The sequence below is a fragment of the Evansella clarkii genome (genome assembly GCF_002019695.1).
GTDB lineage: Bacteria > Bacillota > Bacilli > Bacillales > Salisediminibacteriaceae > Evansella > Evansella clarkii.
Genome location: NZ_KV917376.1, coordinates 1,095,466 through 1,122,464 on the forward strand (window position 1 = coordinate 1,095,466; position 26,999 = coordinate 1,122,464).

General features: G+C 41.7%; 19 protein-coding genes and 1 other annotated feature. Of the genes, 2 read left to right on the forward strand and 17 right to left on the reverse strand.

Annotation, left to right across the window (positions count from 1 at the left end; genetic code table 11):
* The first annotated feature begins 208 nt into the window (after positions 1–208).
* Complete coding sequence (locus BK582_RS05230; protein ID WP_078593298.1) at positions 209–1,432, forward strand: IS110 family RNA-guided transposase; 1,224 nt, start codon at positions 209–211, stop codon at positions 1,430–1,432.
* A gap of 264 nt (positions 1,433–1,696) precedes the next feature.
* Here the strand turns inward: BK582_RS05230 and BK582_RS05235 are convergent, their stop codons facing one another.
* The 16 genes from BK582_RS05235 to guaB all read right to left on the reverse strand — a co-directional run bounded on the left by BK582_RS05235 (position 1,697) and on the right by guaB (position 23,038).
* On the reverse strand, positions 1,697–3,292 hold the full coding sequence (locus tag BK582_RS05235) for an IS1182 family transposase (RefSeq protein WP_078593299.1): 1,596 nt from the start codon (positions 3,290–3,292) through the stop codon (positions 1,697–1,699).
* 300 nt (positions 3,293–3,592) lie between these two features.
* Positions 3,593–5,461, reverse strand: coding sequence for an oligopeptide ABC transporter substrate-binding protein (gene opp4A / locus BK582_RS05240; RefSeq protein ID WP_078593300.1), 1,869 nt, complete (start codon positions 5,459–5,461; stop codon positions 3,593–3,595).
* Positions 5,462–5,480: 19 nt separating this feature from the next.
* On the reverse strand, positions 5,481–6,386 hold the full coding sequence (locus BK582_RS05245) for an ABC transporter permease (RefSeq protein ID WP_078593301.1): 906 nt from the start codon (positions 6,384–6,386) through the stop codon (positions 5,481–5,483).
* Between the two features lie 26 nt (positions 6,387–6,412).
* Positions 6,413–7,375 carry an oligopeptide ABC transporter permease gene (gene opp4B / locus BK582_RS05250; protein ID WP_078593302.1) on the reverse strand — a complete coding sequence of 321 codons (963 nt, stop codon included), beginning with the start codon at positions 7,373–7,375 and terminating at the stop codon, positions 6,413–6,415.
* Positions 7,376–7,380: 5 nt separating this feature from the next.
* Positions 7,381–8,316, reverse strand: a complete 936-nt coding sequence (locus BK582_RS05255; RefSeq protein ID WP_078593303.1) for an ABC transporter ATP-binding protein — start codon at positions 8,314–8,316, stop codon at positions 7,381–7,383.
* On the reverse strand, positions 8,303–9,319 hold the full coding sequence (locus tag BK582_RS05260; RefSeq protein WP_078593304.1) for an ABC transporter ATP-binding protein: 1,017 nt from the start codon (positions 9,317–9,319) through the stop codon (positions 8,303–8,305). The genes BK582_RS05255 and BK582_RS05260 overlap by 14 nt, the downstream gene beginning before the upstream one ends.
* Positions 9,320–9,949: 630 nt before the next feature.
* A complete protein-coding gene (gene opp4C, locus BK582_RS05265) occupies positions 9,950–10,861 on the reverse strand; it encodes an oligopeptide ABC transporter permease (protein ID WP_078593305.1) in 912 nt (303 codons plus the stop codon).
* Positions 10,862–10,872: 11 nt separating this feature from the next.
* Positions 10,873–11,838 carry an ABC transporter permease gene (locus BK582_RS05270; protein WP_078593306.1) on the reverse strand — a complete coding sequence of 322 codons (966 nt, stop codon included), beginning with the start codon at positions 11,836–11,838 and terminating at the stop codon, positions 10,873–10,875.
* Positions 11,839–11,957: 119 nt separating this feature from the next.
* Positions 11,958–13,820 carry a peptide-binding protein gene (locus tag BK582_RS05275; protein WP_078593307.1) on the reverse strand — a complete coding sequence of 621 codons (1,863 nt, stop codon included), beginning with the start codon at positions 13,818–13,820 and terminating at the stop codon, positions 11,958–11,960.
* Between the two features lie 102 nt (positions 13,821–13,922).
* The gene (locus BK582_RS05280; RefSeq protein WP_276328194.1) at positions 13,923–14,912 is read right to left on the reverse strand and encodes an ABC transporter ATP-binding protein; all 990 of its coding nucleotides are present in this window, start codon (positions 14,910–14,912) and stop codon (positions 13,923–13,925) included.
* The gene (locus BK582_RS05285) at positions 14,905–15,909 is read right to left on the reverse strand and encodes an ABC transporter ATP-binding protein (protein ID WP_078593309.1); all 1,005 of its coding nucleotides are present in this window, start codon (positions 15,907–15,909) and stop codon (positions 14,905–14,907) included. The genes BK582_RS05280 and BK582_RS05285 overlap by 8 nt, the downstream gene beginning before the upstream one ends.
* A 561-nt stretch (positions 15,910–16,470) precedes the next feature.
* Positions 16,471–17,748, reverse strand: coding sequence for a serine--tRNA ligase (serS, locus tag BK582_RS05290; RefSeq protein ID WP_078593310.1), 1,278 nt, complete (start codon positions 17,746–17,748; stop codon positions 16,471–16,473).
* A 111-nt stretch (positions 17,749–17,859) separates the two neighbouring features.
* Positions 17,860–18,072: a binding site (T-box leader), on the reverse strand.
* Between the two features lie 63 nt (positions 18,073–18,135).
* Positions 18,136–18,723, reverse strand: coding sequence for a pyridoxal 5'-phosphate synthase glutaminase subunit PdxT (pdxT, locus tag BK582_RS05300; RefSeq protein ID WP_078593312.1), 588 nt, complete (start codon positions 18,721–18,723; stop codon positions 18,136–18,138).
* Positions 18,724–18,760: 37 nt separating this feature from the next.
* Positions 18,761–19,648: a pyridoxal 5'-phosphate synthase lyase subunit PdxS gene (gene pdxS, locus BK582_RS05305; RefSeq protein WP_078593313.1), complete on the reverse strand. Its 888-nt coding sequence runs from the start codon at positions 19,646–19,648 to the stop codon at positions 18,761–18,763.
* A gap of 364 nt (positions 19,649–20,012) precedes the next feature.
* Complete coding sequence (locus tag BK582_RS05310; protein WP_078593314.1) at positions 20,013–21,413, reverse strand: D-alanyl-D-alanine carboxypeptidase family protein; 1,401 nt, start codon at positions 21,411–21,413, stop codon at positions 20,013–20,015.
* Between the two features lie 167 nt (positions 21,414–21,580).
* Positions 21,581–23,038, reverse strand: coding sequence for an IMP dehydrogenase (gene guaB, locus BK582_RS05315; RefSeq protein ID WP_078593315.1), 1,458 nt, complete (start codon positions 23,036–23,038; stop codon positions 21,581–21,583).
* 143 nt (positions 23,039–23,181) lie between these two features.
* Between guaB and BK582_RS05320 the strand changes: the two genes are divergently transcribed.
* The gene (locus BK582_RS05320) at positions 23,182–24,135 is read left to right on the forward strand and encodes a YaaC family protein (protein WP_078593316.1); all 954 of its coding nucleotides are present in this window, start codon (positions 23,182–23,184) and stop codon (positions 24,133–24,135) included.
* 61 nt (positions 24,136–24,196) lie between these two features.
* Here BK582_RS05320 and megL read toward each other — a convergent pair whose 3' ends face one another.
* Positions 24,197–25,387 carry a methionine gamma-lyase gene (gene megL / locus BK582_RS05325; RefSeq protein WP_078593317.1) on the reverse strand — a complete coding sequence of 397 codons (1,191 nt, stop codon included), beginning with the start codon at positions 25,385–25,387 and terminating at the stop codon, positions 24,197–24,199.
* Between the last annotated feature and the right edge of the window lie 1,612 nt (positions 25,388–26,999).

The following is a 26,999-nucleotide window of genomic DNA, read 5'->3' on the forward strand; positions in this document are numbered from 1 at the left end:
CTGTGCTACTATTTTTTTATAGTAGAAGTGAAGAAAGGCCGAACAGCCTCTGGGACCAAGATAAGAGTCCGTATCAAAAAACCGGCCAACTTCACACCCTTGTTTGAATCAGTTTAGTATGTTGGGTCCAAGAGATCGTGTATAAGAAAATGGAATCAATAAGGCGCTGTGAAGACTTCTATGATTGGCTAAAAAGGAGAAGGTTCGTTTGAAGCATGTCATCGCACTTGATGTCAGTAAAGGAAAAAGTACTTTTGCTATTTATGACCGGTATAAACAATGTGAATTGGAAGGGGAATTAACTCATACTCGGATTGATTTTGAACGGCTTCATCACAGAATTGAAGAAATGACGGTTTTGGATAAACAAGCCCCCGAAATTGTGTTTGAAGCAACAGGTATTTACTCAAAACCACTGGAAAAGTTCCTGGCGACTAAAGGCCATACATACTGCCGTATGAATCCATTGGAAGCGAATTTACAAATGGCTAAGATGCGTCGTCATAAAACAGATATTAGCGATGCCCACGAGCTTGCGAAAACACACTTTAGTATGGCTCGCGAAGCGACATACCAACAAGATGACTACTTTGAACAAATGCGGGCGATTACACGTTACTATGATGAAATTGATGAAGAGATGATCCTCTTACGCAGTAGAATGCATGCGATTTTACATCTATCATTTCCGGAATTGGAACAGCTCATTACACCAAGTTCCGCGTTATTTTTAAATCTCGTACAGCTCTATCCCCATTCGGCACAATTACGAGCACTTTCAAAAACGATTATTAAAAACCGTTTGAAAGAGAACACCCGAAAGAATTTATCTTTAAAACGCGCAGAGGAGAAAGCCATTGTATTATTGAAAGCTGCCGAAAATTCGTATCCAGCTATTGATCCGTCGGACATTCGTTGTGATCAAGCAAGGGATTATGCTCGACGTATTGCGGATTTGATGGAGAAAAAGGTTCAGCTCGTCAAACAAATGGTAACTATCTCAGAAGGGAGAAAAGAATATAAGGTCTTGCGTTCATTTCCAGGAATCGGAGATTCAACAGCGTGTCGACTGATTGGCGAACTAGGGGATATCCGCCGTTTTAAAAACGCCAAACAGTTAAACGCTTACGCGGGCATTGATATCATGCGCTATCAATCCGGTAATATGCAATATCGTGATCGAATAAATAAAAGAGGTAATAAGAAGCTGCGGAAAATTTTATTTTTTATGATTTGTTCAATGCTTATGGCAAAAGGAAAACCTAATCACTTCGTGGACTATTATTACAAATTAAAAAAGCAACCTCAGAGTAAGCCTCATAAGGTCGCTGTTGTGGCGTGTATGAATAAGTTCCTGAAAGTGACGTTTCAACTTATCACACACGGCATATTGTACGATTATGAGTCCGCACTACCAGCTCAAAGATCGTAACGAAGTTTGATTCAACTATAGCACATTGACCTTTCGAAAAACAGGAAAGCGTAAGGTCTTTTTGTGATACAAAAACTTGGGTGTAGGAGGAAGGGGTCCCCCTTCCTCCTACACTCAAAAATGAAATGTAAAAGAAATTAACAAAAATGCGTTGACTAAAGGTAAGAAAGAGGCTGTCCCAAAAGGTCGCTAAATTGCGATCTTCAAAGGACAGCCTCTTTTTGTAAGCTTTTTTTAGTTAATTTTTCGAGAGTCGAAGGCCTCTTACCCTGCCTTTGGCTCTCTTTTTATTTCTTTTTGTTCCTTCAACCTCAGATGTGTTTCCCATTTTAGAAAGTTATGGGCAATACAAAGAAGACCCCATTCCAGCGTCGTTTTGGAAAGGCCTCTCAGATGGAACCGATTAAAGCCTCGGTTATATTTAATTTGTCCAAAAACCGGCTCTACGTCACACTTTCTCCGCCGGTAAAGCTGACTTCCTGTTTCTGTCTGAAGCCGTTCCCGAACCTGCCTTCGCTGTTCCTGATTCTTCATAGACACACTAATCGTTTTCGTATCTTTTCCTTTAGCGCATACTTCCTGGAAAGGACAGCCGTGGCAATCCACGCACCGGTAAACACGTTTGATCGTCGTATAACCGTTTTCTGTTTTTCGATTAGAATTATACTGAAACGTAAGACGCTTATTATTAGCGCAATTCCACTCGTCTTCCTCTTCATCATATTGGAGGTTCTCCACCCGACCGATCTGATCTTTAAACTTTTTGGTCTGTTCCTTATCCAGTGTACTGTATTTCACATAGGCTTCTATCTTCTTCTCTTTACAAAAGGAGTAGTTTTCCTCACTTCCATAGCCTGAATCGGCGATCAGGTTGTTGGGAAGTCGGCGACCGTATTTTTCCAGTAAATCGAAGTGTGGTTTCAGGCAGCCTGGATCTCCAGCTCGCTGATGAAGGCTAAATCCGGTGATAAACTGGTTTTCTGTCCCTGTCTGTACATTGTAGCCTGGCTTAAGCTGGCCGTTACGCATGTGGTCATCCTTCATTCTCATGAAACTCGCATCAGTGTCGGTTTTAGAGTAACTGTTTCGGCCGTTCAGAATCTCTTTTTGCGTCTCATATTTTTCTTTTCGTGGAAGGAGATCCTTTTCAAGAAGGCGCTTCGCCTTTTTAACCTCACGGTTTTGTGGTGCCTCATCCAGTTTCTCTTCGAGTTCAGTAATGGACTGTTTGATGTCAGCTGAAGTGATTGGGTCAGCCGCTAGTTTCTCTTGTTCGTCCAACTCTCCTGCGTGATCCTCGTCTTGCCGGATCACCTTCTCTATACCCTGCATAATCTTATGGTACTTTTCGTTGAGCTGGCTGTCGTAGCGCTCGGTGGCTTTTCGCCAGACGAACGTATATTTATTGGCGTTAGCTTCAACCTTGGTGCCATCAAGGAAGTAGTCTTCTAACTTTACGAGACCATGATTCCGAAGGAGATCCACGATAGAAAAGAAAATCTCATAGATAATTTCTTTCATTTTCTCGGAGCGAAAACGGTTAATGGTGCGGAAGTCCGGCTGTTGGTGGCGAGCCAGCCACATAAAATAAATATTTTCCTTAAGCTGTTTTGCGATTTGTCTGGAGGAGTAGATTTTCTGTGTATAGGCATAGAGGATAATTTTTAACATCATTTTCGGATGATAAGGAGGACGTCCGCCCCCGTCATAACACCGATAGAGAATATTCTTATCGAGTTCTTCCACGGCTCGATTGACAATGCGACAAACGTGATGGGTTGGGATTTCTACTTCAAGATCCATTGGTAAATACAGCTGATCCATGTTATAATCTTGGAAAGAAATATGATCATGTTTCATAAAGAAATCGCCTCCTGGTATGGTTTTGGTGTGGTGCTTTAATTATACCAAATGGGGCGATTTCTTTATTTTTCAATTTTATTAAAATAGCTCGAAAGAGCGGCAGGCGGCGACTCCCGCGGGAAAAGCAACGGCTGAAGACCCCGCAGGGCGTTTTTCCCGAGGAGGCTGAAGCGTTGCCCGGGGAACGCGTCCGCCGAGAGCGATGCGAGCGAACTAATTACATTTACTTCAATTAATTGGTAAAGAAAGAGGGTGTCACCAAAAGCTAGGCTTTTGGGACACCCTCTTTGAGTACTATTATTCGGCAGATTCTGCTTCTTCAGCAGTAACTGCAAGTTCGTTCAGATATACTCCATGGCCGTCACCTATCGCATAGTTTAATACACGGTTGTTAACAGGTACCAGGTTAGCACGGTAAAGTGTCGGGAATGCCGGGATTTCCTCTACCATGAATTCCTGCCATTCATTGTACACTTCAGCACGGTAGTCTAGATCAAATGCATCCTCAGAAACACCTTCTGCAAGCAGACGGTCGTTTTCTTCGTTAGTGTAACGAGTATAGTTAAATGGTGCAGTACGTCCCCAAAGGCCAGTCGGGTCAACGTCGATACCTACACCCCATGCGCCTTGGTAAATGTCGATTCCTTCATCATCTTCCTCAACAAGGTCGTAGAATGTGTTGAATTCAAGCATTTGAAGGTCAACATTCAGGCCAATTTGCTCCCAGGACTGTACATAGTAGCGTGCCAATGGCTCAGCAATGTCTCCACCAGTCATGGATGCAAAGTTAATTACTAACTCTTCTCCGTCCGGTGTTTCACGGAAACCGTCGCCTGTTACATCTTCATAACCTGCTTCATCAAGGATCTGGTTAGCAAGTTCAGGATCGTACTCTCTGCCTTCGTTCGTTTCATCATGGAATTCAGGGTGGGATGGCGGGATCAGAGTAGTACCATTCCAGCGAAGACCATTATAGAATCGCTCACCGACTGTAGTATTATCAACGGCATGCCACATTGCTTTACGAAGTTCTACGTCTGCCATTTTCATATCAGGATCAGAAACGTTTTCTCCAGCTTCAGCATCCCAGTGGCCAAGCTTAAATCCAATATAAGTGTATGCACGGTCAACAATTCCTAACCATTCAACATTAGACATTTCTGCGTTCTCAGGGAACTGGTCAACCGGGAAAGAACTCACAAGGTCCACTCCGCCTGACTGAAGTTCCTGTACTACTGTTGACGGGTTGACTACACGTAATACAACTTCGTCTAAGTTAGGTTCGCCTCTCCAGTAATCTTCGTTTTTAGTGAAAACTACAGACTCACCTGGTACGATGCTGTCTACTTCAAATGGCCCAAAGCCAATCGGATTCTGGCGAACTGCGTCAGAAGAAGACATATCTGCTACTTCCATATCACCAAAAATATGTTTAGCTAAAGGATAGGTCCAGACACTTCCTGTTACTAAAGATGGTGAAACATTAAGATATGTTATTTCTAAAGTTTTCTCATCGATAACTTCAATACCGGAGATTGTGTCAGCTTCACCGTTGTGGTACTCTTCCATACCTTCAATGTTAGTGAAATCTGCTCCGTATCGAGGACCATCATAGTCCGGGTGTCCAATTACTTCATGAGCGAAAAGCCAGTCCTCTGCTGTAACTGGTTCTCCATCATGCCAGTTAACATTGTCACGAATTGTGAATGTGAATACAGATCCGTCTTCAGATGTCTCATAAGTGGCAGCGCCGTCGTTTGTGTAAACATAGTTTTCATCCCATGTTAAAAGCGGCTCGTCAAACCATTGAATAACCTGAACATCAGGGTTACCTGAATAGAAGTTATAGTTTAAAGTTCCTTCGAAAGCAGTGTCAGATACAAGACCAAAAGTTATAGATCCCCCGTCAATTGCTTCTCCTTCGTTTGAGGTTACGTTATCGAAGTCGTCAATGGAATACAAGCCATCTTCCCCCGCGGCTTCCTCACCGTTGTCCTCAGCATTGTTGTCGCCGTTATCAGCGACATCTTCATTGTTGTCGCCCCCGTTATTTGCACCGTTATTATTATCAGCGCCCCCATTGTCGTTGCCGCCGCATGCAGTTAGTGCAAGTAATGAAGCTAGTGTACCTGTAACTAAGATACTAGAAAGTTTTGACCTTCTCATTAATAATTCCCTCCCTTTATTATCCTCTTCGTTGTCTTGCGTCGGTTGCGCGCTTCAGCGCCTGGCCGACATTATTTATACTCAACATCAATACCAGAATAAGTATTGACGCAGGTAACCAGATCCACCATCTTAATTCTAAAGTCTGAGGATTTCTCGCATAACTGATCAATGTTCCTAAACTTGGAGTATCCTCAGGGAAACCAAATCCAAGGAAAGACAATCCTGACTCAATACCAATGTTCGCCGCAAGGTTCAATGTCATCGTTACGATGATAATTGAGCTTAAGTTGGGCAGAACCTGGGTAAACATAATTTTAAAATCAGAAGAGCCAAGGGTTTTAGAAGCTTGGACGTACTCAAGTTCTCTTTCCTGGAGCGCTTTTGAACGGATTAAACGGGCAATCCCCATCCATAAAAAGGCGGTCATGATAAATGAAAAAGAATAGATACTGTAATCAGGTACAGCAGTTACAAATACAATAACAATCATTAAAGTAGGCAAAATCATAAAGAAATCAACAAAGCGCATAAAAATATTATCGATTGTGCCGCCGAAATACCCTGATATCAGACCAATAAGAATTCCTATAGTTCCTGACATCAATGTAACAAGAAGTCCAATTGCAAGAGAGTTCCTTGTTCCGATTATCAGCTGGCCGAAGATATCTCTTCCACCGTAATCAGTACCAAGCCAGAACTCCGAAGAGGGACGCTCGTACAGGGCAAATAAATCTACTTTTACTATTTCATTAAGATCCAGTAATAGCGAGGCAATAAATACACCTGCTGTTGTAGCCACAAAAAATATTAAGGAAATGAGGGCCAATTTGTCTCTGACAATTTCCCGCCACAGAATCGTAAGCCCAGAGGGACTTCGTTCTATTTCTTTTGGCGGCTCTATATTTGGATTGTTTGTCTCCATTTTTTCACCTCAAAGTCTTCGAGTCTTTACTTAATTCTGATACGCGGGTCAACCAGGCTCAAAATAATATCAGATATAAGCGCGCCTATAATTGCGGCTATTCCAAACAACAGGACACAAGCTGTCATAACACTGAAGTCACGTCTTGTAATTGACTGGAGGAATAACTGCCCCATTCCCGGATAGTTAAATATATTTTCAATAAAGATTGTTCCCCCGATCAGACCGGTTATTTCGTAACCGAAGAATGCTGCTATCGGCAACAAGGAGTTTCTTAAAATATGACGGTTATAAACACGGGACTCTGAAGCGCCTTTTGCCCGTGCTGTAATAATAAATTCTTTTTGTTTTGTATCAATGATTTCGCTTCTCAGATATTGAACAGTTGATACGGTTGTAATGACTGCCATGGAAAAGGCAGGCAGTATCAAGTGATAAGCTTTACTCAGAATATAATCCCATGTGCCTGCTGCAGAGCCAGGAGAAACACTGCCTCCTGTAGGAAACCATCCAAGCTGGAAACCAAACACAAATAACATTAATAGTGCTGTGATAAATAATGGTGCAGCGAACCCGACATATGTATAACCGGTAATAGCACGGTCAAGAAATGTGTCGTTGTAACGTCCGCTTGTAATTCCTAAAGGAATTGCAATCATGTAAGTAAAGATAAGAGTGGCAAGTGAAAGCCAGAATGTATTCACAAGCCGCTGGCCAATTAATTCAGTAACAGGCATTTTGAAATGGAAAGACTGCCCCAGGTCCCCTTGCATAGCTCTCGTAACCCAGTCCCAGTACTGTACATACCACGGATTATTCAGACCCAGCCTTTCCCGCATCGCTTCAATTGCCGCAGGATCGATATTAGGATCTATTAAGCCTGTGAGTGCATCCCCGGGCATGGCTTTTGCCATTATAAAAACCAGGAGGCTTAATACAAAAATTTGCGGTATCATTATTAAAATTCGTCGTACGATTAATTTCCACATATTATTCAACCTTTCTCAGGCAAAGCCACTAAATGCGAATCGGAAATGGGCTTTAATGGATAAGGTAAACCTTCCTCGTCGAAAAACTTGTCTGAAAGCTCATCGAAGTCCTTTTTCGCCTGCTGCCGTTTTACAGTTAAACTTTCCCGACGGTTAGGGTCCAGATCAGGAATAGCTGATACAAGTCTCTTTGTATATATGTGCTGAGGGTTAGTAAAGATATCTTCTGATGCTCCCTGTTCTACATATCTGCCCTTGTACATAATACCGATATGGTCACATATATGCCTTACAATCCCTAGGTCATGGCTGATAAATAAATAGGTAAGTCCAAGTTCTTTCTGAATTTCCTGCATAAAATTCAGTACCTGGGCCTGTACAGAAACATCCAGCGCGGAAACAGGCTCATCAGCAATAATAAGTTTTGGCTTCAATGCAATCGCACGCGCAATCCCAATACGCTGACGCTGGCCCCCGGAAAACTCGTGAGGGTATTTAAATATAGCTTCTGTACTCAAACCTACCAATTCCATAAGCTCTTCTACGCGGACTCGTTCTTCCTTTTTCGTCAGTTTTTCAAAGTTTCTCAGCGGCTCTGCGACGATATCGGCTACACGTTTTTTTGGATTGAGAGAGGAGTACGGATCCTGAAAAATCATCTGGATATCTTTTCGGACATTCAGGTGGGATTTTCTTCCTCCCTTTGCGAGGTTGTGGCCTTCAAACAAGACGTCTCCGGAAGTGATTTTATTGAGTCCGATAACTGCCCGTCCTGTTGTGGTTTTTCCAGAGCCAGATTCACCAACAAGCCCGTATGTCTGGCCTGGCTCAATAGAAAAATTCACACCATCTACGGCTTTTACCTGGTCTACCACAGTATTGAAAATTCCCCCACGTATGGGGAAGTGCACTTTTAAATCTTTAACTTCAAGTAGCGCCATTTCCGCTAGCCTCCTTGTGCTTATCCGGGAAGTAAAAATCTTTGTAGCATGTACAGCGGACAAAGTGCCCGGGCTTTATTTCATGTAATTCAGGATTTTCCTCATGAGATGATTCGTCAATCCATGGTATACGGTGCCTGAAACGGCAGCCCTCACGAGGCATTTTGTGTAATGGTGGTACAACACCCTGAATAACATGCAGTTTTGTTTTAGTTTCTGCTGAATTGGGTAAAGAATTTAACAGGGACCGTGTATATGGATGCTGTGGTGATGAAAAAAGAGAGTATACATCTGCGATCTCCACAATTTGTCCGGCATACATAACTGCCACCCGGTCAGCCATCTCTGCCACCACTCCTAAATCATGGGTGATTAAGATAATTCCTGCACGCATGTCATCTTTTAAATCTTTAATTAAGTCAAGAATCTGAGCCTGTATAGTTACATCAAGGGCAGTTGTCGGCTCATCCGCGATGAGAAGTTCAGGCTGATTTGCAATAGCCATAGCAATTACTACCCTTTGTCTCATCCCCCCTGATAATTCATGGGGATATTGTTCATATGTCTTTTCCGGCCGTGGAATACCAACCTTTGACAAAAAGTCAATGACTCTGACTTTTCTGTCTTTTTTAGACATAGATGAATTATGAAGCAGCAGGGCTTCATCAATTTGCGCTCCTACTATCATCAAAGGATTCAATGCTGATAAGGAATCCTGGAATATCATGGCCATTTCTTTGCCTCTTAATTTATTTAATTTTCCTTGCGAATACTTGGCGATATTCTGACCTTTAAAATCGAGGGTTCCTTCAATTTTTGCCCTGTTATGCAATCCCATTATAGAAAAGGCGAGAGCACTCTTACCAGAACCTGATTCTCCTACTATCGCTAATACTTCATTTTTATTTACAGTCAGTGTTACGTTATCTACTGCCGCATAATAATCATCCAGCACCCGGAAGGATGTAGTTAGATTTTTAATTTTCAATAATTCCTCGCTCACAATGCTCACCCTTTAAATGATCTTTTGTGTTCAAAATTATCTGAATTTTAAGGACGTATTTTTAAAATTTGCGTCTCTCTTTTTTCAACAATTATACGATATGGTATATGCCTGTTTAAGACTATACTTAAGAAGTATAAGACAACTTTTGTAAAAAGACAATATAGAATTTGAAGAATAATTATTAATATAGGAAAATTCTAAACTCTATTTGTAAAATTGATTAGAACAGTAAATTAAAACCCTTTATTATATAGCAGGTTTTTAGGATATTCTCTGAGTTTTTCTAAACGGACATTCCATTACCACGCTAAAAAATTATTTCAAAATATCTTATCGTTATCATATTATAACTAAGATCTTATACTCACATTTGAATAACTATTCATTGCTCTCTCACCCTGTTTTATAGGTAAGTCTATCTACAGAAAGTACCAGAATATATGTAAAATTTGTAATTCACCATATTAAATAACGTTCTCAAATTCCTCTCCTGTTCTCGCAAAAAACACAAAAAAAAGAACCTTGTAAAAAAGGTTCTCTCTTTGATTGATTATTAGTTGCCGGAAGCCACTCATGAGGATTTAGTCATTAATGAAGATATCTCCTGCTCACGACAGACAAATCGATTTAGCTTCTGGAATCGAATGCATCCCTTAATCCATCACCAATAAAGTTGATCGCTAACACGGTCAGCAAGATTGCCAGACCAGGCGGGAGCCATGCTTCCCAGTGCCCTTCAAGCATCCGGAGACTGTTTGCTTCAGTAATCATATTCCCCCAGGTTGGTGTAGGCTGCGGAATTCCAAAACCGATAAAACTTAGAGCAGATTCAATAATTATTAAATTTGCCATCATTAAAGTGGCGTTTACAATAATTGGGCCAACTGCATTTGGCAGAAAGTGCCTGAAGATTATTCTTGCATCTGAAGCTCCTATTGAGCGGGCTCCTAATATAAATTCTTTCTCCCTTAAGGACAGGAACGTTGCACGTATTATTCTTGTGATTTGCGGCCAGGTAGTAAATGCAATTATAACAATGAAAATTCCTATATTTATGCGTTCTAAGATTGCAATTATTGTAAGAACCAGAAGCAGGAAAGGCAGAATCAGCATCAGGTCTGTCGCCCTCATAATCACACTATCTACTTTTCCACCATAGTAACCTGCTAAAGATCCCAGGGTTACTCCAATTAAAATAGTAAACATCATTGCGAAAAATCCGATAGTTAAGGAGATACGGGAACCATGGATAAGCCGGGAAAAGTTATCCCTGCCGGAACTGTCTGTACCAAGCCAGTGTTCTGACGAAGCTTTTGCTTCAATATTGTACATATCATAAGCAGTCGGATCGTGCGGCGCTATTACATCTGCAAAAATTGCAATTATAACAAAGAACCCAAGAATACCAATCCCTGCTATTGCCAGTTTATTTTTCAGGAAACGGCGCATAGCAAGCTGGAACGGACTGAGGCTTTTAGGCGCCTTTTCTTCTATTATGTCTGGTTTGGGAACCATTTCAGGCTGTACTCTTGTTTCCATTACTACTCACCTCAATCGTAACGTATTCTTGGGTCAACTATGGCATAAAAAATATCTGCTAATAAGTTGCCGACCAGGATGGTAACAGCGAGTATCAGATTTATTGCCATGATAACCGGATAATCCCGGTTTGTAATAGAAGTTAAAAATAACTGTCCTAATCCAGGATAATTAAATACCCGTTCAGTAATGATCGCTCCACTTAGCAATGTGCCAAATTCAAGGCCTAATAGTGTAATAATCGGTATAAGAGCATTTCTTAAAGTGTGCTTGTACAATACAGAATTATTGCTTAACCCCTTAGCTTGGGCAGTTCTTATAAAGTCACTACCTTTAACTTCTAACATTTCTGTCCGCATATATCTCATATACATTGCTGTACTGGCTAACCCCAACGTAAAACCAGGCAACACCAGGTGTCTTAATTTATCAAGAAAAAGCTCTATACCGCTCAGCCCTGGCGCTGACACAGATCCTTGTGAAGGGAACCACCCTAATATAAAAGCGAAAATATAGATAGCTAACAACCCTGCAAAGAAGTTGGGTGTTGCCAGACCTAAAAAGGCAAAGGTCGTAGCTCCATAATCAAACAGTGAATACTTTCTGCTGGCAGAATAAATACCAATCGGTATTGCAATAGCCAGAGTAACTCCAAGAGCAAATAGCGACAGATATACAGTATTCATGATTCTCGATGCTATTAAATCTGCTACTGGACGTCCCGAATACTGCATAGATGTTCCAAAGTCGCCGCTTGCTACCGTAGTGACCCAATTCCAGTACTGGATATGTATAGGATCATTCAATCCAAGCGCTTCTCTGCGCATCTCATAAACTTCTGCCGGGATATTCGGATCCAGTCTTTCCCCTGACAGCACATCCCCGGGAGCTGCTTTAGCAAGCCCGAAAACTACTATAGTGACAAGGATAAGCATGGGAATAAACTGTAATATACGTCGAATAATATACTTATGCATTCAGCATTCCTCCTACGTAAGAAAAACACAAGCATTCAACAGAACTCGACAGTACAGGGTAATAAACGAGTGCACGACCGAGGGCCGCGCACTGTTTTCCCCCTCAACTGCATATCAGATTATTCTGCTAACCACCATTCATGTGATCTAAAGTAAATGCCAGTTGGACGTTCATGAACATTCTGAAGTGCAGCATTATAAGCATAGATATTATCAGAAGAGTAAAGGAATACCATTGGTACCTGCTCAGTTACATACGCTGTCCATTCGTTATAAACTTCTGCACGGTAATCAAGCTCAAATGCTTCCGGAGCCTTTACTGCCTGTTCAATCAGCTCATCACTGTGCGGGTCATTCCAGCGAAGGTAGTTAAATGGATTATCGGATTTCCAGATTCCTGCAGGATCTGGATCACCAGTAGCTAAGCTCCATCCAGCTAAATAAAGATCCCAGTCAGTGTTATCATCTTCCACAACTTCAAAGTGTGTAGCTGCTTCACGCGGGTTGCGGACATCAACTTTGATACCTACTTCTCCAAGTTCAGCTGCAATAATTGGAGCTGTACGCTCACGAATTTCGTTACCGGTTGGATAGTCAAGGTTTAATACCCACTCGTTTCCATCCGGGTCTTCACGGAAGCCGTCGCCAGTTACATCAACATATCCGGCTTCATCAAGAAGCTCATTCGCTTTTTCTACGTTTTGCTCATAAACTGTGAATGCACTTTCATCATATGCCCATGAGGCTTCAGGGAATGGAGCATGAAGCACAGAACCAAGGCCGTTCATCAGACCATCTACCATAGCCTGGCGGTTTAAAGCATATACGATAGCCTGACGCACACGTACGTCTGCGACTTTTTCATTAGGAACCCAGTTATCAGGGTTTATTACACCTGCTTCTACGTCTTCGGCAGTACGGTGGTGGTGTTTAAAGCCCATGTACTGGTATCCGAAGTCCTGAGTTGTAAATGTCTTAACGTTATCAAGCCCGTCTACACGGTCGAAGTCTGCTGCAGGAACGCCATTTGGTTCTGCAACCATATCAAGCTCACCATTTTCAAGCATACCTGGCATAATTGACTGCTCAATTACACGCCATGTAATTCCATCAAGATGAGGTGTACCTTGCCAGTAATCTTCAAATGCAGTAAGGATATACTGCTCTCCTTCAATCATGTCAGTTAACTGGAAAGGACCTGTACCAATAACTTCTCCAGGGTTACGGGAAGCTGGATGATCAACCATATCTGCTACACTCACACCTTCAAATACGTGAGCAGGGATGATTGGGAAGCTCGTACGGAACTCAGGAGTTACGTTTGGCTCTGCAAAGTGGAAAATAACAGTATGGTCATCTACTACTTCGACACCTGCAAACTCATCTGTTTCCCCATCCCGGTACTCTTCATAGCCTTCAAGGAAGCGTACATAGTCAATACGCACCCCGCCAGCTGCTACATATTCGCCTGAAGCGATAGAAGAATAAGTGAAATATACGTCTTCAGCAGTGAACGGCTCGCCGTCATGCCATTTTACATCTTCCTCAAGATAATAAGTTAATTCCGTCTGATCTTCATTTAATTCCCAGTCTTTAGCGAGAAGCGGGATATATTCAAGGTTCTCGTCCTGTGTGACAAGTGCCTCATGAGTAAAATCTAAAATATTAGCTTCGTATGCATCACCATAAAATATTGGGTTGAACTGCTGTCCAGGAGCGGAATACATTCCTGCATTGATCGTTCCGCCAGAGACAGGTTCCCCGTCTGCAGCATCGTTATTTCCATCGTTATCATTATTTTCGGCATTATCATCGCCATTGTTGTCATTGCCGTCATTAGCGTCGTTGCTATTGTTGTCGTTATTCTCTGCACTACTATTGTCTTCCTGAGCGTCTGCATTTTCATCTCCGCCGCAGGCAGCCAAAACTAAAACGAACGATAAAGCAAGAATAAGTGTAAGCCAAGATTTTTTTAGCTTCAAAACTATTTACCCCCTTCTAATTTAGAAAATTCAAAAAACTATGGTCATGCTTTCCCATATTCCTCTCTCCTGAACTTCACCTCCTTCAAAGGATAAACATTGTTACTTTACCGCTGCCGGAGTATAAAGATGGCAGGCTACATACTGCCCTTCTCCCTGATGCACCATTTCAGGCTTCTCCAGCCTGCAGCGTTCATGGGCTTCAGGACACCTCGTATGAAAAGTGCATCCAGCAGGAGGGTTAGACGGACTCGGCAGTTCCCCTTTTAAATATATTTTTTCCCTTTTCGTTTCTACATTAGGGACAGGAACCGCTGATAACAGCGCCTGTGTATACGGGTGAAGAGGATTACTGTATATTTTTTCTTTTGGTCCTATCTCAGCTAATCTCCCTAAATACATAACGCCGACACGATCGCTAATATGTTTAACCACACTCAAATCGTGGGCGATAAATAAATAGGTAAGATCAAACTCATCCTGTAAATCTTCCATAAGATTTAACACCTGGGACTGGACTGATACATCCAGCGCTGAAACAGGTTCATCGCCAATAATAAATTTAGGATTAATAGACAAGGCTCTGGCAATTCCAATCCTCTGTCTCTGTCCTCCGGAAAATTCATGGGGATATTTTTCCCTTGCTTCCTCAGGCAGACCAACCTTTCTCAGCAAATCTACAACTTTATCTTTTCTTTCCTGTTTGCTCATTGATTGCTGGACTACCATAGGCTCTTCAATCAATTCTCCTATACTCATCCTCGGGTTCAATGAGGCAAAAGGATCCTGGAAAACCATTTGCATGTTCTGCCGGTATGGCCTCATTTTTCTGTGGCTAAGTTTGGCCAGTTCATTTCCTTCAAAAAGGATACTTCCTTCAGTAGGGTCAAGCAGTTTCAATATCGTTCGTCCCAGAGTGGACTTACCGGATCCTGATTCTCCTACAATGCCAAGAGTCTCACCCTTAAAAATATCAAAACTGACATCATCAACTGCCTTCACATGGCCTATCGTTCTTTGAAGCACTCCCCCTTTAACAGGAAAGTACTTTTTTAAGTTTTTTATCTCAAGAAGTTTTTCTTTTTCAGCCAACTTTCTCTCCTCCCTGCTCCTCATATAGATAACATCTCACTTTATGGTGTGCGTCTGTTTCCCTGAGTTCCGGATTTTCCTCCAGGCATTCAGGCATGGCATGTTTACACCGTGGAGCAAACCTGCATCCATGAGGGAACCTGTGGGCAGGAGGCACTGTGCCTGGGATAGAATCCAGTCTGTCAACTTCTTCATCCAGACTTGGAATACTGTTCAGAAGACCAACAGTGTACGGATGCTTAGGATTTGTAAATAGCTCATATACGGTTGCTTCTTCAACAATCTGCCCCCCGTACATAACAAGAACCCTGTCTGCCACTTCTGCCACCACACCGAGATCATGAGTTATAAGCAGCACAGATGAGTCAAACTTTTGTTTCATTTCAACCATTAAATCAAGAATTTGTGCCTGTATAGTTACATCAAGTGCTGTTGTAGGTTCATCTGCAATCAGCAGTTTTGGATCACACGACATCGCGATCGCAATCATTGCTCTTTGCCGCATACCTCCTGAAAGCTGATGGGGGTACTCATTCACAATTTCCTCAGCCCTTGCGAAACCTACTAGTTTTAATAAATCCACCGCTCTTTTATACGCTTCTTTTTTCCTCATTTTTTTATGTTTCATTAATGTTTCTGCAATCTGGTTTCCGATTGTATATACCGGATTCAGAGAGGTCATTGGTTCCTGGAAAATCATTCCTATGTCATTTCCCCGGACTCTTCTCATATCCCGGTCCGAAAGTGTTAATAGTTCCTTCCCTTCAAGCTTCACGGATCCTTCCACTATTTTTCCCGGAGGGGAAGGTATAAGCCTCATAATTGATAAGGAAGTAATACTTTTTCCGCTCCCGGATTCTCCAACTAAAGCCAGTGTTTCACCTTTTTTCAGGGTGAAACTCACATCGTCTACAGCTTTTGCTACTCTGTCCTGTTCCATATAAAAGTATGTTTTTAACCCCTTTACTTCCAGAAGAGGCTGATTTTGATTCTGCATTACTCCACCCCGCTTGAATATGTATTAAACTCTGACTCTATACTACTAAAATATCTTTAGTTTTATATGAAAATTTATTCATAATAAAGTATATAATTTTAACGCTATATTTCTTCTATGAAATAGTCTGTTAATTCCTACTATTTTATAGACAATAATTTATCACAGAAATTATGGGATGTATATAGTTTTCTGAAATTTATTTATTTTCAAATATTTAGATAACCGAAAGTTTTAGTATAAAAAATACATTACTTATATTGCATTTTTATAATATTCTTATATTTTTAGTTGGTATTATGATTTATTATTTATTTTGTTGTATTTAAATACAAAAGTGAATTCTGGAATATACTGTTCTCTATAATTTTTTTGTATGTCTTTTTATTTTAGAACTCTCTTTTCCTAAAAGCTGAAAGATGTCTTTTCCTGTCGTAACCTACGGGAATTCGATTTATATTTTTTATTGTTTTTCTTATACTCTGGTCTGTTAATCGTTATTCGTTTTTCATAATAAAAGAAGATCCTGCCATTTTCGGCAGGATCTGAAATCATGTATATTTATTTGCTGAGTGTCGTTTTTCCACCCATATATGGCTGCAGTACTTCTGGTACTTTAATCGTACCGTCTTCCTGCTGGTAGTTCTCCAGTATAGCTGCTACAGTTCGTCCTACCGCAAGACCGGAACCATTAAGTGTGTGTACAAATTCTGCTTTACCTTTAGCGTTTCTTTTAAACTTAATATTAGCCCGTCTCGCCTGGAAGTCTTCAAAGTTACTGCAGGAAGAGATTTCTCTGTACGTATCGTAACTGGGAATCCATACTTCCAGGTCGTATTTCTTAGCCGCAGTAAAGCCCAGGTCTCCGGTACACATGCTCATCACCCTGTATGGAAGCTCCAGAAGCTGAAGGACCTTTTCTGCGTGGGACGTTAAAAGTTCCAGTTCTTCGTAAGACTCCTCAGGTTTTACAAATCTGACAAGTTCTACTTTATTAAACTGATGCTGCCGGATGAGGCCCCGTGTATCTCTGCCTGCTGAACCAGCTTCTGAGCGGAAGCAGGCACTGTAAGCTGTATACCCTTTGGGAAGCTCTGCTCCCTCCATAATTTCATCTCTGTGTAAGTTTGTTACAGGTACCTCTGCTGTTGGGATGAGAAAGTAGTCTTCCTCCCTGATCTTAAATGCATCTTCTTCAAATTTCGGCAGCTGCCCTGTTCCAGTCATGCTGTCCCGGTTTACCATATATGGCGGCAATATCTCCTCATAACCATGCTCATCCTGATGGAGGTCCATCATAAAGTTAATCAGCGCCCGTTCAAGACGCGCACCGGCACCTTTATAAAATACAAACCGGCTTCCTGTAACTTTAGAAGCTCGTTCAAAATCCAATATCCCAAGATTAACAGCCAGATCCCAATGGGGTTTTGCCTCGAAAGAAAATTCAGGGAGCTCTCCCCACTTTCTTACCTCTTCATTTTCTTCCTCCGTTGAACCAACAGGTACACTTTCATGAGGAATGTTTGGTATGGTCAGCAGCAGGCTGGAAAGTTCTTCATCTGTCTGCCTCAGCTGATCATCAAGCTCTTTTACTCTGGAAGAAACATCCTTCATTTCTTTTATGAGCGAATCTGCATCCTTCTTTTCTCTTTTAAGCTGGGAGATTTCCTGAGAGACTGTGTTTCTTCGATTTTTAAGCTCTTCTACTTCCTGAATCAGCTTCCTTCTTTTGTCATCCAGATCTTCAAAACGATCCAGGTCAGAAATGTCTTCATTACGTTGAGAAAGCTTCTGTTTTACTTCCTGAAAATTGTTTCTTAGCAGCTTTACATCAAGCATTGCAATTCCTCCTAAACATTTTTAAATTTTTTGGTGATATATGCGGAAAAAAGAAAACTTTTGTTTCACGTGTAACATATTTTTCTATACAAAAAAATCCCCGTCCCATAAAACAGGGACGGGGATTACCCGCGTTGCCACCCTGGTTGAAGCAAACATATGCCTCCACCTTAATCCGGTTAACGGCCGGTATCCGGAGCAGCTTACTCTTCTTTCAACTGCTCAGCTCCAGGATGGATTCATTATACCTCCACACCGGTTCGCAGCACCCACCGGCTCTCTGAAGTGTCAGTAATAATTACTATTTCCCTTCTTCGCATTAGTTTTTATAATATAACACTTGCCTGAATAGTTAGTACCTATTTTAACCTATAATGATAATTTTAATCAAGCAGGGACTTCCATACTTTCTCTTACCATCTTAACAAAGTACTGATGCATGCGAAAATCATCTGTGAGTTCAGGATGGTATGAGCATGCGAGGAATGGTCCTTGTCTTGCAGCCACGATCTCTCCATCGTATTCAGCAAGGACATCAACACCTTCTCCTGCTTGACGGATAATAGGAGCTCTGATGAAAATTCCCTCCACATCTTCCCCAATGCCTTTGACCTTAAGCAAGGTCTCAAAGCTCTCACGCTGCCGGCCAAAAGCGTTTCTTTCCACAGTTATATCCATTACCGCTATATGGGGTTCCTTATGGCCTACCAATTCTTTAGCCATAAGTATAGCCCCTGCGCACGTGCCAAATACAGGCTTTCCTTTTTCAGCAAAATGCTTTAACGGCTCATAGAAACCGTACTTATTAATCAGACGGCGCATAGTAGTGCTTTCTCCCCCGGGAAAAACGAGTCCGTCTATTTGATCAAGCTGTTCTGACTTTTTTACGACTACCACATTAACATCAGGAGCCTGCAAAGCTTTGACATGCTCTCTGACTGCTCCCTGAAGCGCTAATACACCTATGTTAATCATGCTGCATGACTCCTTTCGCTATCCGCTGTATCTTTTATTACCAGCCGCGGTCCTGCATGCGGTCTTTCTTTTCTAATGTAGAAATTTCAATACCCTTCATAGCCGTTCCAAGGTCTTTTGAAAGTTCAGCGATTAATTTATAATCTTCGTAATGAGTAGTTGCTTCAACAATTGCTCTTGCAAACTTCTCAGGGTTGTCTGATTTAAAGATGCCTGATCCTACGAAGACACCATCTGCTCCAAGCTGCATCATAAGTGCTGCGTCAGCAGGCGTAGCTACTCCGCCTGCTGCAAAGTTAACTACAGGGAATTTTCCAGTCTCTTTAATCTCAAGAAGGATATTAAATGGCGCACCAATATTTTTTGCTTCAGTCATTAATTCATCTTCAGACATACCGATAACTTTTTTGATTTGAGATTGCATCATACGCATATGGCGTACAGCTTCTACGATGTTACCTGTTCCAGGCTCACCCTTTGTACGGATCATGGAAGCACCTTCACCAATGCGTCGTGCTGCTTCTCCCAGGTCGCGGGCTCCGCAAACGAAAGGTACTGTGAAGTCACGCTTGTTTAAGTGGTAAACTTCATCAGCAGGAGTCAGAACTTCACTCTCATCAATATAATCTACTCCCATAGCTTCAAGTAAACGCGCTTCTACAATATGTCCGATACGTGCTTTTGCCATAACCGGAATAGATACCGCGTTCTGAACATCTTCTACAATAGTTGGATCTGCCATACGGGCAACTCCGCCTGCTGCACGAATATCTGAAGGGACACGTTCCAGTGCCATTACTGCCACTGCTCCCGCTTCCTCAGCAATTTTAGCCTGCTCTGCATTTACAACGTCCATAATTACTCCGCCTTTTTGCATTTCGGCCATACCTCGTTTTACCAAGTCTGTTCCTGTTCTTTTCTCCATTTATTTAATCCTCCTTAGGTAATATAGCTTAGTGATTTAAAAACACTATATAACGTTCCTATATTATTATAACGAAAAATAAGAGCATTTCTATAAAATTAATCAATTATTTCACTTTTTCTTTATATTCATGAAGATTAATGATTGTTCTGCAGTTATATTCTTTGTCTGAAAAGGTGGTTTTATAAAGAAAACTTGACGAAGTCAGCAGCATAGCAGCACAAATACCGGAACTGAATTATTTACTGCTTCACCCTCTGAGTTTTTATTCTCCTATGTGTAAAAAAAGTGGGGGAAGCTCCCCCACTTTTTTATTTTCCAGAAAATATTGAGATGTTGACAATGCTTTATACGAAAGGATGAATTAGAACCAGCCTCTGACAGTATCAGCTACTGTAATCCATATACCGGAAAAGAACCCTCCGATACCTCTCATCATTAAAGCAAACCAGCCTGCTTTTTCGACACTCTCGTTTGCAACAAGATCCACAGAACGCTGATCAGCCCCGTCACCTTGCAGATAACTTTCTCCGCCTGTATATTCTACGGTAACAGTTCCAATAACCTGACCTTCTTCAATCGGGGCTAAAAGCCTGCCCTCTTCGTCAAGCAATTCTCCATCCAGCTCCACAGAATAGGAGTATTCTTCTTCTCCACCGTTAGGAAGGACACTTGAAACAGAATCAGCAGTTGACACTGACACTTCGTCTTCTTTTCCTCTAACTACTTCTATTGTTTCGTAGCCTTCAATATCAGTATTTGCAGAAATAATTTCCTGTTTGGAAAAACTGTTAAAACCATACTCCATTAATCTTTCAGTTTCCGTAAAGCGTTCATGCTCAGAATCTGCTTTCATTACAACGGTAATCAAACGCTGCCCGTCTTTTTCAGCAGTACCTGTAAAACAATATCCTGCTGCATTTGTAAATCCGGTTTTCAGCCCATCAACAGGTGCGTAGTCCAGGTCACCGTACATAGTCCCTTCCAGCATCCAGTTCCAGTTCTGCATATTAATAGCATCAGAAGTACCTTCCTGGAAGACTTTTTCCGGAATACTTGCTGTATCAAGGACCTCTGGGAAGTCATTTACAAGATGAAAGGCAAGGGTAGCGGCCGCTCTTGCTGACATATAGTTATCATCGTCAGCACCAGTGCCTTCAGGGTGATTACCATTAAGCAATGAATTAGGCAGCCCTGTGGAATTTACAAATTGAAAATCACCAAGGTCTTCAGCGGCAATTTCTTCGAGATTATCTATGCCGTATTGTTCTCCTTCTTCACGAAGCAGTTTTCCTAACCCGAGCTCTTTCCCTTTTTCATTCATTCTCTCAACAAACTGTCCTGTTGAGCCGGCGATTAATTCAGCTAAGGCCATCGTTGATGCATTAGCTGAATATATAGCAACAGATTCATAAAGTTCTTTAACTGTATAATCTCTGTCAGTACGAAGCATTACATTGGAAAGACCTTGGTTATGAGACATTTCAGCCAGATAATCACTAATCGGCACTGTCTGATCCCAGGAGATTTCCCCATTATGAACTGCTTCAAGAATCAAGTATTCACTCATCATTTTTGTCATACTAGCAGGAGGCAGAGGCTGATCTACATTTTTTTCGTATAATATCTTTCCAGTGTCAGCATCCACTAAAATCGCTGTATCTGCATTTGGCTCAAAGCTTGCTTCAGCATGGCTCCCGACAGAAAACACACTCATGAAACTAAAAACAACCAATAAACTAAAAATCCCCATTCTCTTAATCATCTTGCTTACCCTCTCCATTCTCTCCCATTAATCTATATTGAATATAATTTTTTCTCCAAGTTATTACAAAATACTCGCAGACAAACGTCATTTTATCATATAAACAAAAAAAAGAATAGATAGAGGAGACCTCTATCTACCATTACATTTGGCTTATTTTTTTACCATTAAAGTGAATAATTAGGCGCTTCTTTAGTTATCTGAACATCATGAGGATGGCTTTCCTTTAACCCGGCATTTGTTATTCTGATAAACTGAGCGTCATTTCGCAGCTCGTCCAGTGATGGCGTGCCGCAATACCCCATTCCGGATCTGAGTCCTCCAACCAGTTGATGGATTGTATCAGTAAGCGGGCCTTTATAAGGTATGCGTCCCTCAATACCTTCCGGAACAAGTTTTTGGCTGCTTTCCTGGAAATATCGGTCTTTACTGCCTTTTTCCATAGCTGCAAGAGACCCCATGCCTCTGTATACTTTAAATTGCCTTCCCTGGAAAATCTCCCTCTCTCCTGGACTCTCACTGACTCCGGCGAGCAGACTCCCAAGCATTACAGCATGCCCTCCTGCTGCAAGAGCTTTTACAATATCACCTGAGTATTTTATTCCTCCGTCTGCAATAACAGGTACTCCATGTTTCCTTGCTTCATCTGCACAGTCATACACCGCAGTAATTTGAGGAACTCCTATCCCGGCTACTACCCGTGTGGTACAAATTGACCCAGGTCCGATTCCTACCTTGACAATGTTAGCTCCTGCTTCAATAAGAGCTCTTGTCCCTTCCGCAGTTGCTACGTTTCCGGCAATAATATTTAAATCAGGATATGTATCCCGGTAGTATCTTACTTTATCCAGTACCCCTTGTGAGTGTCCGTGAGCTGTGTCGATTACCAGTACATCTATACCAGCTTCTACAAGTGCTTTTGCTCTTGTTTCTGAGTCGCCCCCGGTACCTACAGCCGCACCCACCACTAAACGTCCTTGTGCATCTTTTGCAGAATTAGGGAACTCGATTGCTTTTTCAATATCTTTAATTGTAATAAGTCCTTTTAATATTCCTTGCTCGTCCACCAGAGGCAGCTTTTCTATTTTATACTTTTGAAGGATTTTCTGAGCCTCTTCAAGAGTGGTGCCGACAGGAGCAGTAACAAGATTATCCTTGGTCATAACTTCCTTAATCTTTATAGAATAATCCTCAATAAACCGCAAATCTCTGTTAGTAATAATACCAGTTAATTTCTGGTTTTCATCTGCGATTGGCACTCCGGAGATACGGTACTTGGACATAAGATGCTCCGCATCAAAAACCTGATGTTCCTCAGATAAGTAGAAAGGATTTGTAATAACTCCGCTTTCAGAGCGTTTAACCCGGTCCACTTGTTCTGCCTGTTCTTCAATAGGCATATTTTTATGGATAATGCCTAACCCCCCGGCTCTCGCCATGGCAATAGCCATTTTTGCCTCAGTTACTGTATCCATCCCAGCACTGATTAGTGGAATATTTAACTGCAGTGTTTCCGACAATTTTGTTTTTACATTTACTTCGTGCGGAAGAACCTCTGATTTTGACGGAATCAGCAGTACATCATCAAAGGTTAATCCTTCCTTGGCAAATTTATTCTCCCACATGGAATAATAATCCCCCTTCAAATATTTTCGCAAAATATTATTTGTAGCTTATCAAGTGGACAAACTACTGTCAAGATAACATTCATAACACAGTACATTTATTTAATTTATTTAACCTATAAAATAGCAGAGGTGGGAAATGCATGGATGGAAAAAATAACTTTATAACGTTTTTCCAGTCAGCAGAATATGTAAAAAAGCATTTAGAATCCCGCTATAAAGAAAATAATATTCCAAATGCAACTGAACTGGCATATAAAAATGGTTTTTCACTTGTATATTATATTAAAATGGGCGAAAGTTTTTTTATGCAGGGCAAAGAAGTTCCAGTATCCATTAAACCTGTCCTTTATTATTACGGATTAAGCAACTGGCTGAAAGGAGTCCTTCTCACTCACGACCCTTTTTATCCTTCTACGACTCAAGTGCTTGCACATGGAGTTTCTGCAAGAAAGAGAAAAAAACAAGGATACTGTTTCTTAAACGATGAAATAAAAGTGCAGAAAGACGGTTTTTTTCCATGTATTTCAGAAAAGATCTTTAACATTAAACAGGTGACCGGTGAGAAATATAAAATGAGGCACTTACTAATGAGGATACCAGAACTCAATCCATTGTTTACAGAACTGGAAACAGAAAAACCGCTTGTTCCTGCTGTCCTGGATTCTGACGGTTCCGTTGTTGTTCCTTTAAAGCTGCTGGAGAGACTTAATTTAACCATTTCAAAGTATGAAAAAATTCTTAGCGATCATACGGGGTCAGATGTACACTGTATAGCTGATAAAGGAGAAGTAAAAATTCTGAATGGAAAAGTAGATCTTCATCAACTCCCTGTATATAAAAGCCTTGACCAGTTACTATATATACCTGCATTGCTTCCGCTCTACAATAAACTGCCTGAAGTCCTTTCACACTTCCTGGTACTTTTTAATTTAAGTATGATCTGCAGATATGAAACAGAATGGTGGGGAGAAGTGCTTTACTCTTTTTCATCTAACGATAAACCCTTTATCGAGTACTTTCTGGATATCACTGCACAAAAAGCACCAAGACTATTAGAAACCATGTTTTTTCCTGATAAAGAACATAATCGTTAAAAAAAAGGCTGTATAATTATCTGTTTTGAACAGATAAGTAAAAACAGCCTTTCCCGTTACTCTAAAGAGTATATAACGCCTGCTCTAAATCGTTCCAAATATCACCCGCATTTTCAAGTCCCACAGATAATCTGAGTAATGAATCGGTAATCCCCATCTTTTCCCTTTCCTTTTCTGGCACAACTGCATGAGTCATTGTTGCTGGATGCTGAATTAGTGTTTCCGCATCCCCTAAACTCACCGCTACTTTGATTAAGGAAAGCTCGTTCATTAATTTCTGGGCAGCTTTTTTTCCGCCAAGCACTTCAAAACTAATCAGGCCTCCGTAATTTCTCATTTGTTTCCTTGCAAGATTATACTGAGGAAATTCAGGATCCCCCGGATAAACTATTTCCTTTACTTTTGGATGCTCCTTAAGCTTCTTAAAAATGCTGAATGTGTTATCGCAATGCCGGTCCATCCTCACAGCAAGAGTTTTTAAACCTCGGATTAACAGCCAGGCATCAAAAGGAGACAGTACTCCCCCTATATCTTTTTGAGTTGTCATCCTCAATTCCTGCATAAATTCTGACTTGCCCACCGCCAGACCTGCAATCACGTCTCCATGGCCGCCAATATACTTTGTTGCACTGTGTATTACTACGTCTGCACCCATTTGCAGGGGCTGCTGAAGGTAAGGAGAACAGAAGGTATTATCCACTACTACTTTCAGATTGTGCTCCTTTGCAGTATCTACTGCCATTTTTATATCAACAAGTCTCATTGTAGGATTAATAGGTGTTTCAATATATAAAAGTTTTGTGTTATTTTTTACTTTGTTTAAAATAGCGTCTTTATTATTCATATCTATTAAATCGTATTCTATATTGAACTTCTCATTTATCATTTGCAGAAATCCAAATGTACACCCATATACTCCTTCAGATACGATCAGGTGGTCTCCAGCTTTCAGTAAGCCAATCAGGACAGCTGAAACAGCTGCCATTCCTGATCCAAAGGCAACTCCTTCTTCCCCTCCTTCTAAATTAGCAATTTTCCGTTCAAGTTCATTCACTGTCGGGTTACCAAGTCTCGAATAAATGTAACCGCTTTCATTTCCGGAAAAACGAGCCTCCCCTTGTTCTGCACTCTCAAACGCAAATGTTGAGGTTTGATACAGAGGTGTACTTAAGCTCCCATAATCATTACCTTTATCAGGATTGAAAGACCCATGGATTAACCTTGTTTCAAGTTCTCTTTTATCTTCAGCCATACTCTCACCCTCCATATATTTACTTCTCAATTATATTATACAGAAGCGAGACTGTTGCCGGGAACATTTTCATAAATTTGCTTATTAAACCAGGGTTTCGCACTAACAGAAACGCTCTGCTTCTTCCTAAGAAAGCCTTCAATAACTGAGGTACATAGATGTCGCGACAAGCGGTGAATAACTTTCCTTTAAGGATCTATTCATATCGCTTTGCGATACAGGAGATATTTTTGTTGGCTGTTCTTCCTTGTGAGCAGACTTTAAATTGTAACTATAAGAGGCGTTGTTTTTCTCCTGTTTCCTCACTCATACTTCTTCTCTTAACCTGGCACCGGCGGACCGGGTTCACTCGAACCAGGTTCAGCGATGCCAACTTGGGTTGGGCGCTTTTTCTTCCGTTTCCTCACTCATACTCCTTCTCTTAACCTGACACCGGCGGACCGGGTTCACTCGGACCGGGTTCAGCGGTGCCACCTTGAGTTGATCCCTTTTTCTCCCGTATCCTCACTCATACTTCTTCCCACAACCTGGCACCGGCGGACCGGGTTCAGCGGTGCCACCTTGAGTTGATCCCTTTTTCTCCCGTATTCTCACTCATACTCCTTCCCACAACCTGGCACTGGTGGACCGGGTTCACTCGAACCGGGTTCAGCGGTGCCACCTTGAGTTGATCCCTTTTTCTCCCGTATTCTCACTCATACTCCTTCCCACAACCTGGCACTGGTGGACCGGGTTCACTCGAACCGGGTTCATCGGTGCCACCTTGAGTTGATCCCTTTTTCTCCCGTATTCTTACTCATACTCCTTCCCACAACCTGGCACTGGTGGACCGGGTTCACTCGAACCGGGTTCATCGGTGCCACCTTGAGTTGGAACCTCTTTTTCCTCCCGGTTTAGCCTCACAATACAGCACGCCGTTTAATTTTATCTTTAGCATTTTACTAATGTAAAAATTGCTCCGACTATATAAATAACCCTTTTATCTGCCTCTGGACTTTTCGCGCCTAACAGAGGATTTATCACGCGTAACTTATACTTTATCGCGCCGAATTATCACATATACGCGCCAAAGTCTCTTCTTATTGCGCCAACTTCATAAATCTGTTGCTTACGCAGTGTAAAAGAACACAAAAAAAGACACCCTCAATAGAGAATGTCTTTTTATCTGCCCAGCGGCGTCCTACTCTCACAGGGGCGAGCCCCAACTACCATCGGCTTACTCGATTCCCGATGAACGGCGAATCTCTTCGTCAGCTGCACTCCTTCGATTCTCATGGGCAGAGCCCACTCCGAGTCTCTTTCGCTTGCTTCCTCGACCTTCTTGTTCCTCTGGCCTCTCGTACTTCCTTAACTAATTATAGATAAAACCACATCCACCTTATGGGGGAAGAACACAAAAAAAAGACACCCTCAAAAGAGAATGTCTTTTTATCTGCCCAGCGGCGTCCTACTCTCACAGGGGCGAGCCCCAACTACCAGCGGCTTACTCGATTCCCGATGAACGGCGAATCTCTTCGTCAGCTGCACTCCTTCGATTCTCATGGGCAGAGCCCACTCCGAGTCTCTTTCGCTTGCTTCCTCGACCTTCTTGTTCCTCTGGCCTCTCGTACTT

Bases quoted from the DNA above. Each gene is read 5' to 3' on its own strand.
- opp4B (WP_078593302.1), bottom strand. From the start codon at position 7,375: ATGTGGAAATTAATCGTACGACGAATTTTAATAATGATACCGCAAATT.
- BK582_RS05270 (WP_078593306.1), bottom strand. From the start codon at position 11,838: ATGCATAAGTATATTATTCGACGTATATTACAGTTTATTCCCATGCTT.
- guaB (WP_078593315.1), bottom strand. From the start codon at position 23,038: ATGTGGGAGAATAAATTTGCCAAGGAAGGATTAACCTTTGATGATGTA.
- serS (WP_078593310.1), bottom strand. From the start codon at position 17,748: ATGCTTGATGTAAAGCTGCTAAGAAACAATTTTCAGGAAGTAAAACAG.
- megL (WP_078593317.1), bottom strand. From the start codon at position 25,387: ATGGCTGAAGATAAAAGAGAACTTGAAACAAGGTTAATCCATGGGTCT.
- BK582_RS05285 (WP_078593309.1), bottom strand. From the start codon at position 15,909: ATGCAGAATCAAAATCAGCCTCTTCTGGAAGTAAAGGGGTTAAAAACA.
- pdxT (WP_078593312.1), bottom strand. From the start codon at position 18,723: ATGATTAACATAGGTGTATTAGCGCTTCAGGGAGCAGTCAGAGAGCAT.
- opp4C (WP_078593305.1), bottom strand. From the start codon at position 10,861: ATGGAAACAAGAGTACAGCCTGAAATGGTTCCCAAACCAGACATAATA.
- BK582_RS05320 (WP_078593316.1), top strand. From the start codon at position 23,182: ATGGATGGAAAAAATAACTTTATAACGTTTTTCCAGTCAGCAGAATAT.
- BK582_RS05235 (WP_078593299.1), bottom strand. From the start codon at position 3,292: ATGAAACATGATCATATTTCTTTCCAAGATTATAACATGGATCAGCTG.
- BK582_RS05310 (WP_078593314.1), bottom strand. From the start codon at position 21,413: ATGATTAAGAGAATGGGGATTTTTAGTTTATTGGTTGTTTTTAGTTTC.
- pdxS (WP_078593313.1), bottom strand. From the start codon at position 19,648: ATGGAGAAAAGAACAGGAACAGACTTGGTAAAACGAGGTATGGCCGAA.
- opp4A (WP_078593300.1), bottom strand. From the start codon at position 5,461: ATGAGAAGGTCAAAACTTTCTAGTATCTTAGTTACAGGTACACTAGCT.
- BK582_RS05245 (WP_078593301.1), bottom strand. From the start codon at position 6,386: ATGGAGACAAACAATCCAAATATAGAGCCGCCAAAAGAAATAGAACGA.
- BK582_RS05255 (WP_078593303.1), bottom strand. From the start codon at position 8,316: ATGGCGCTACTTGAAGTTAAAGATTTAAAAGTGCACTTCCCCATACGT.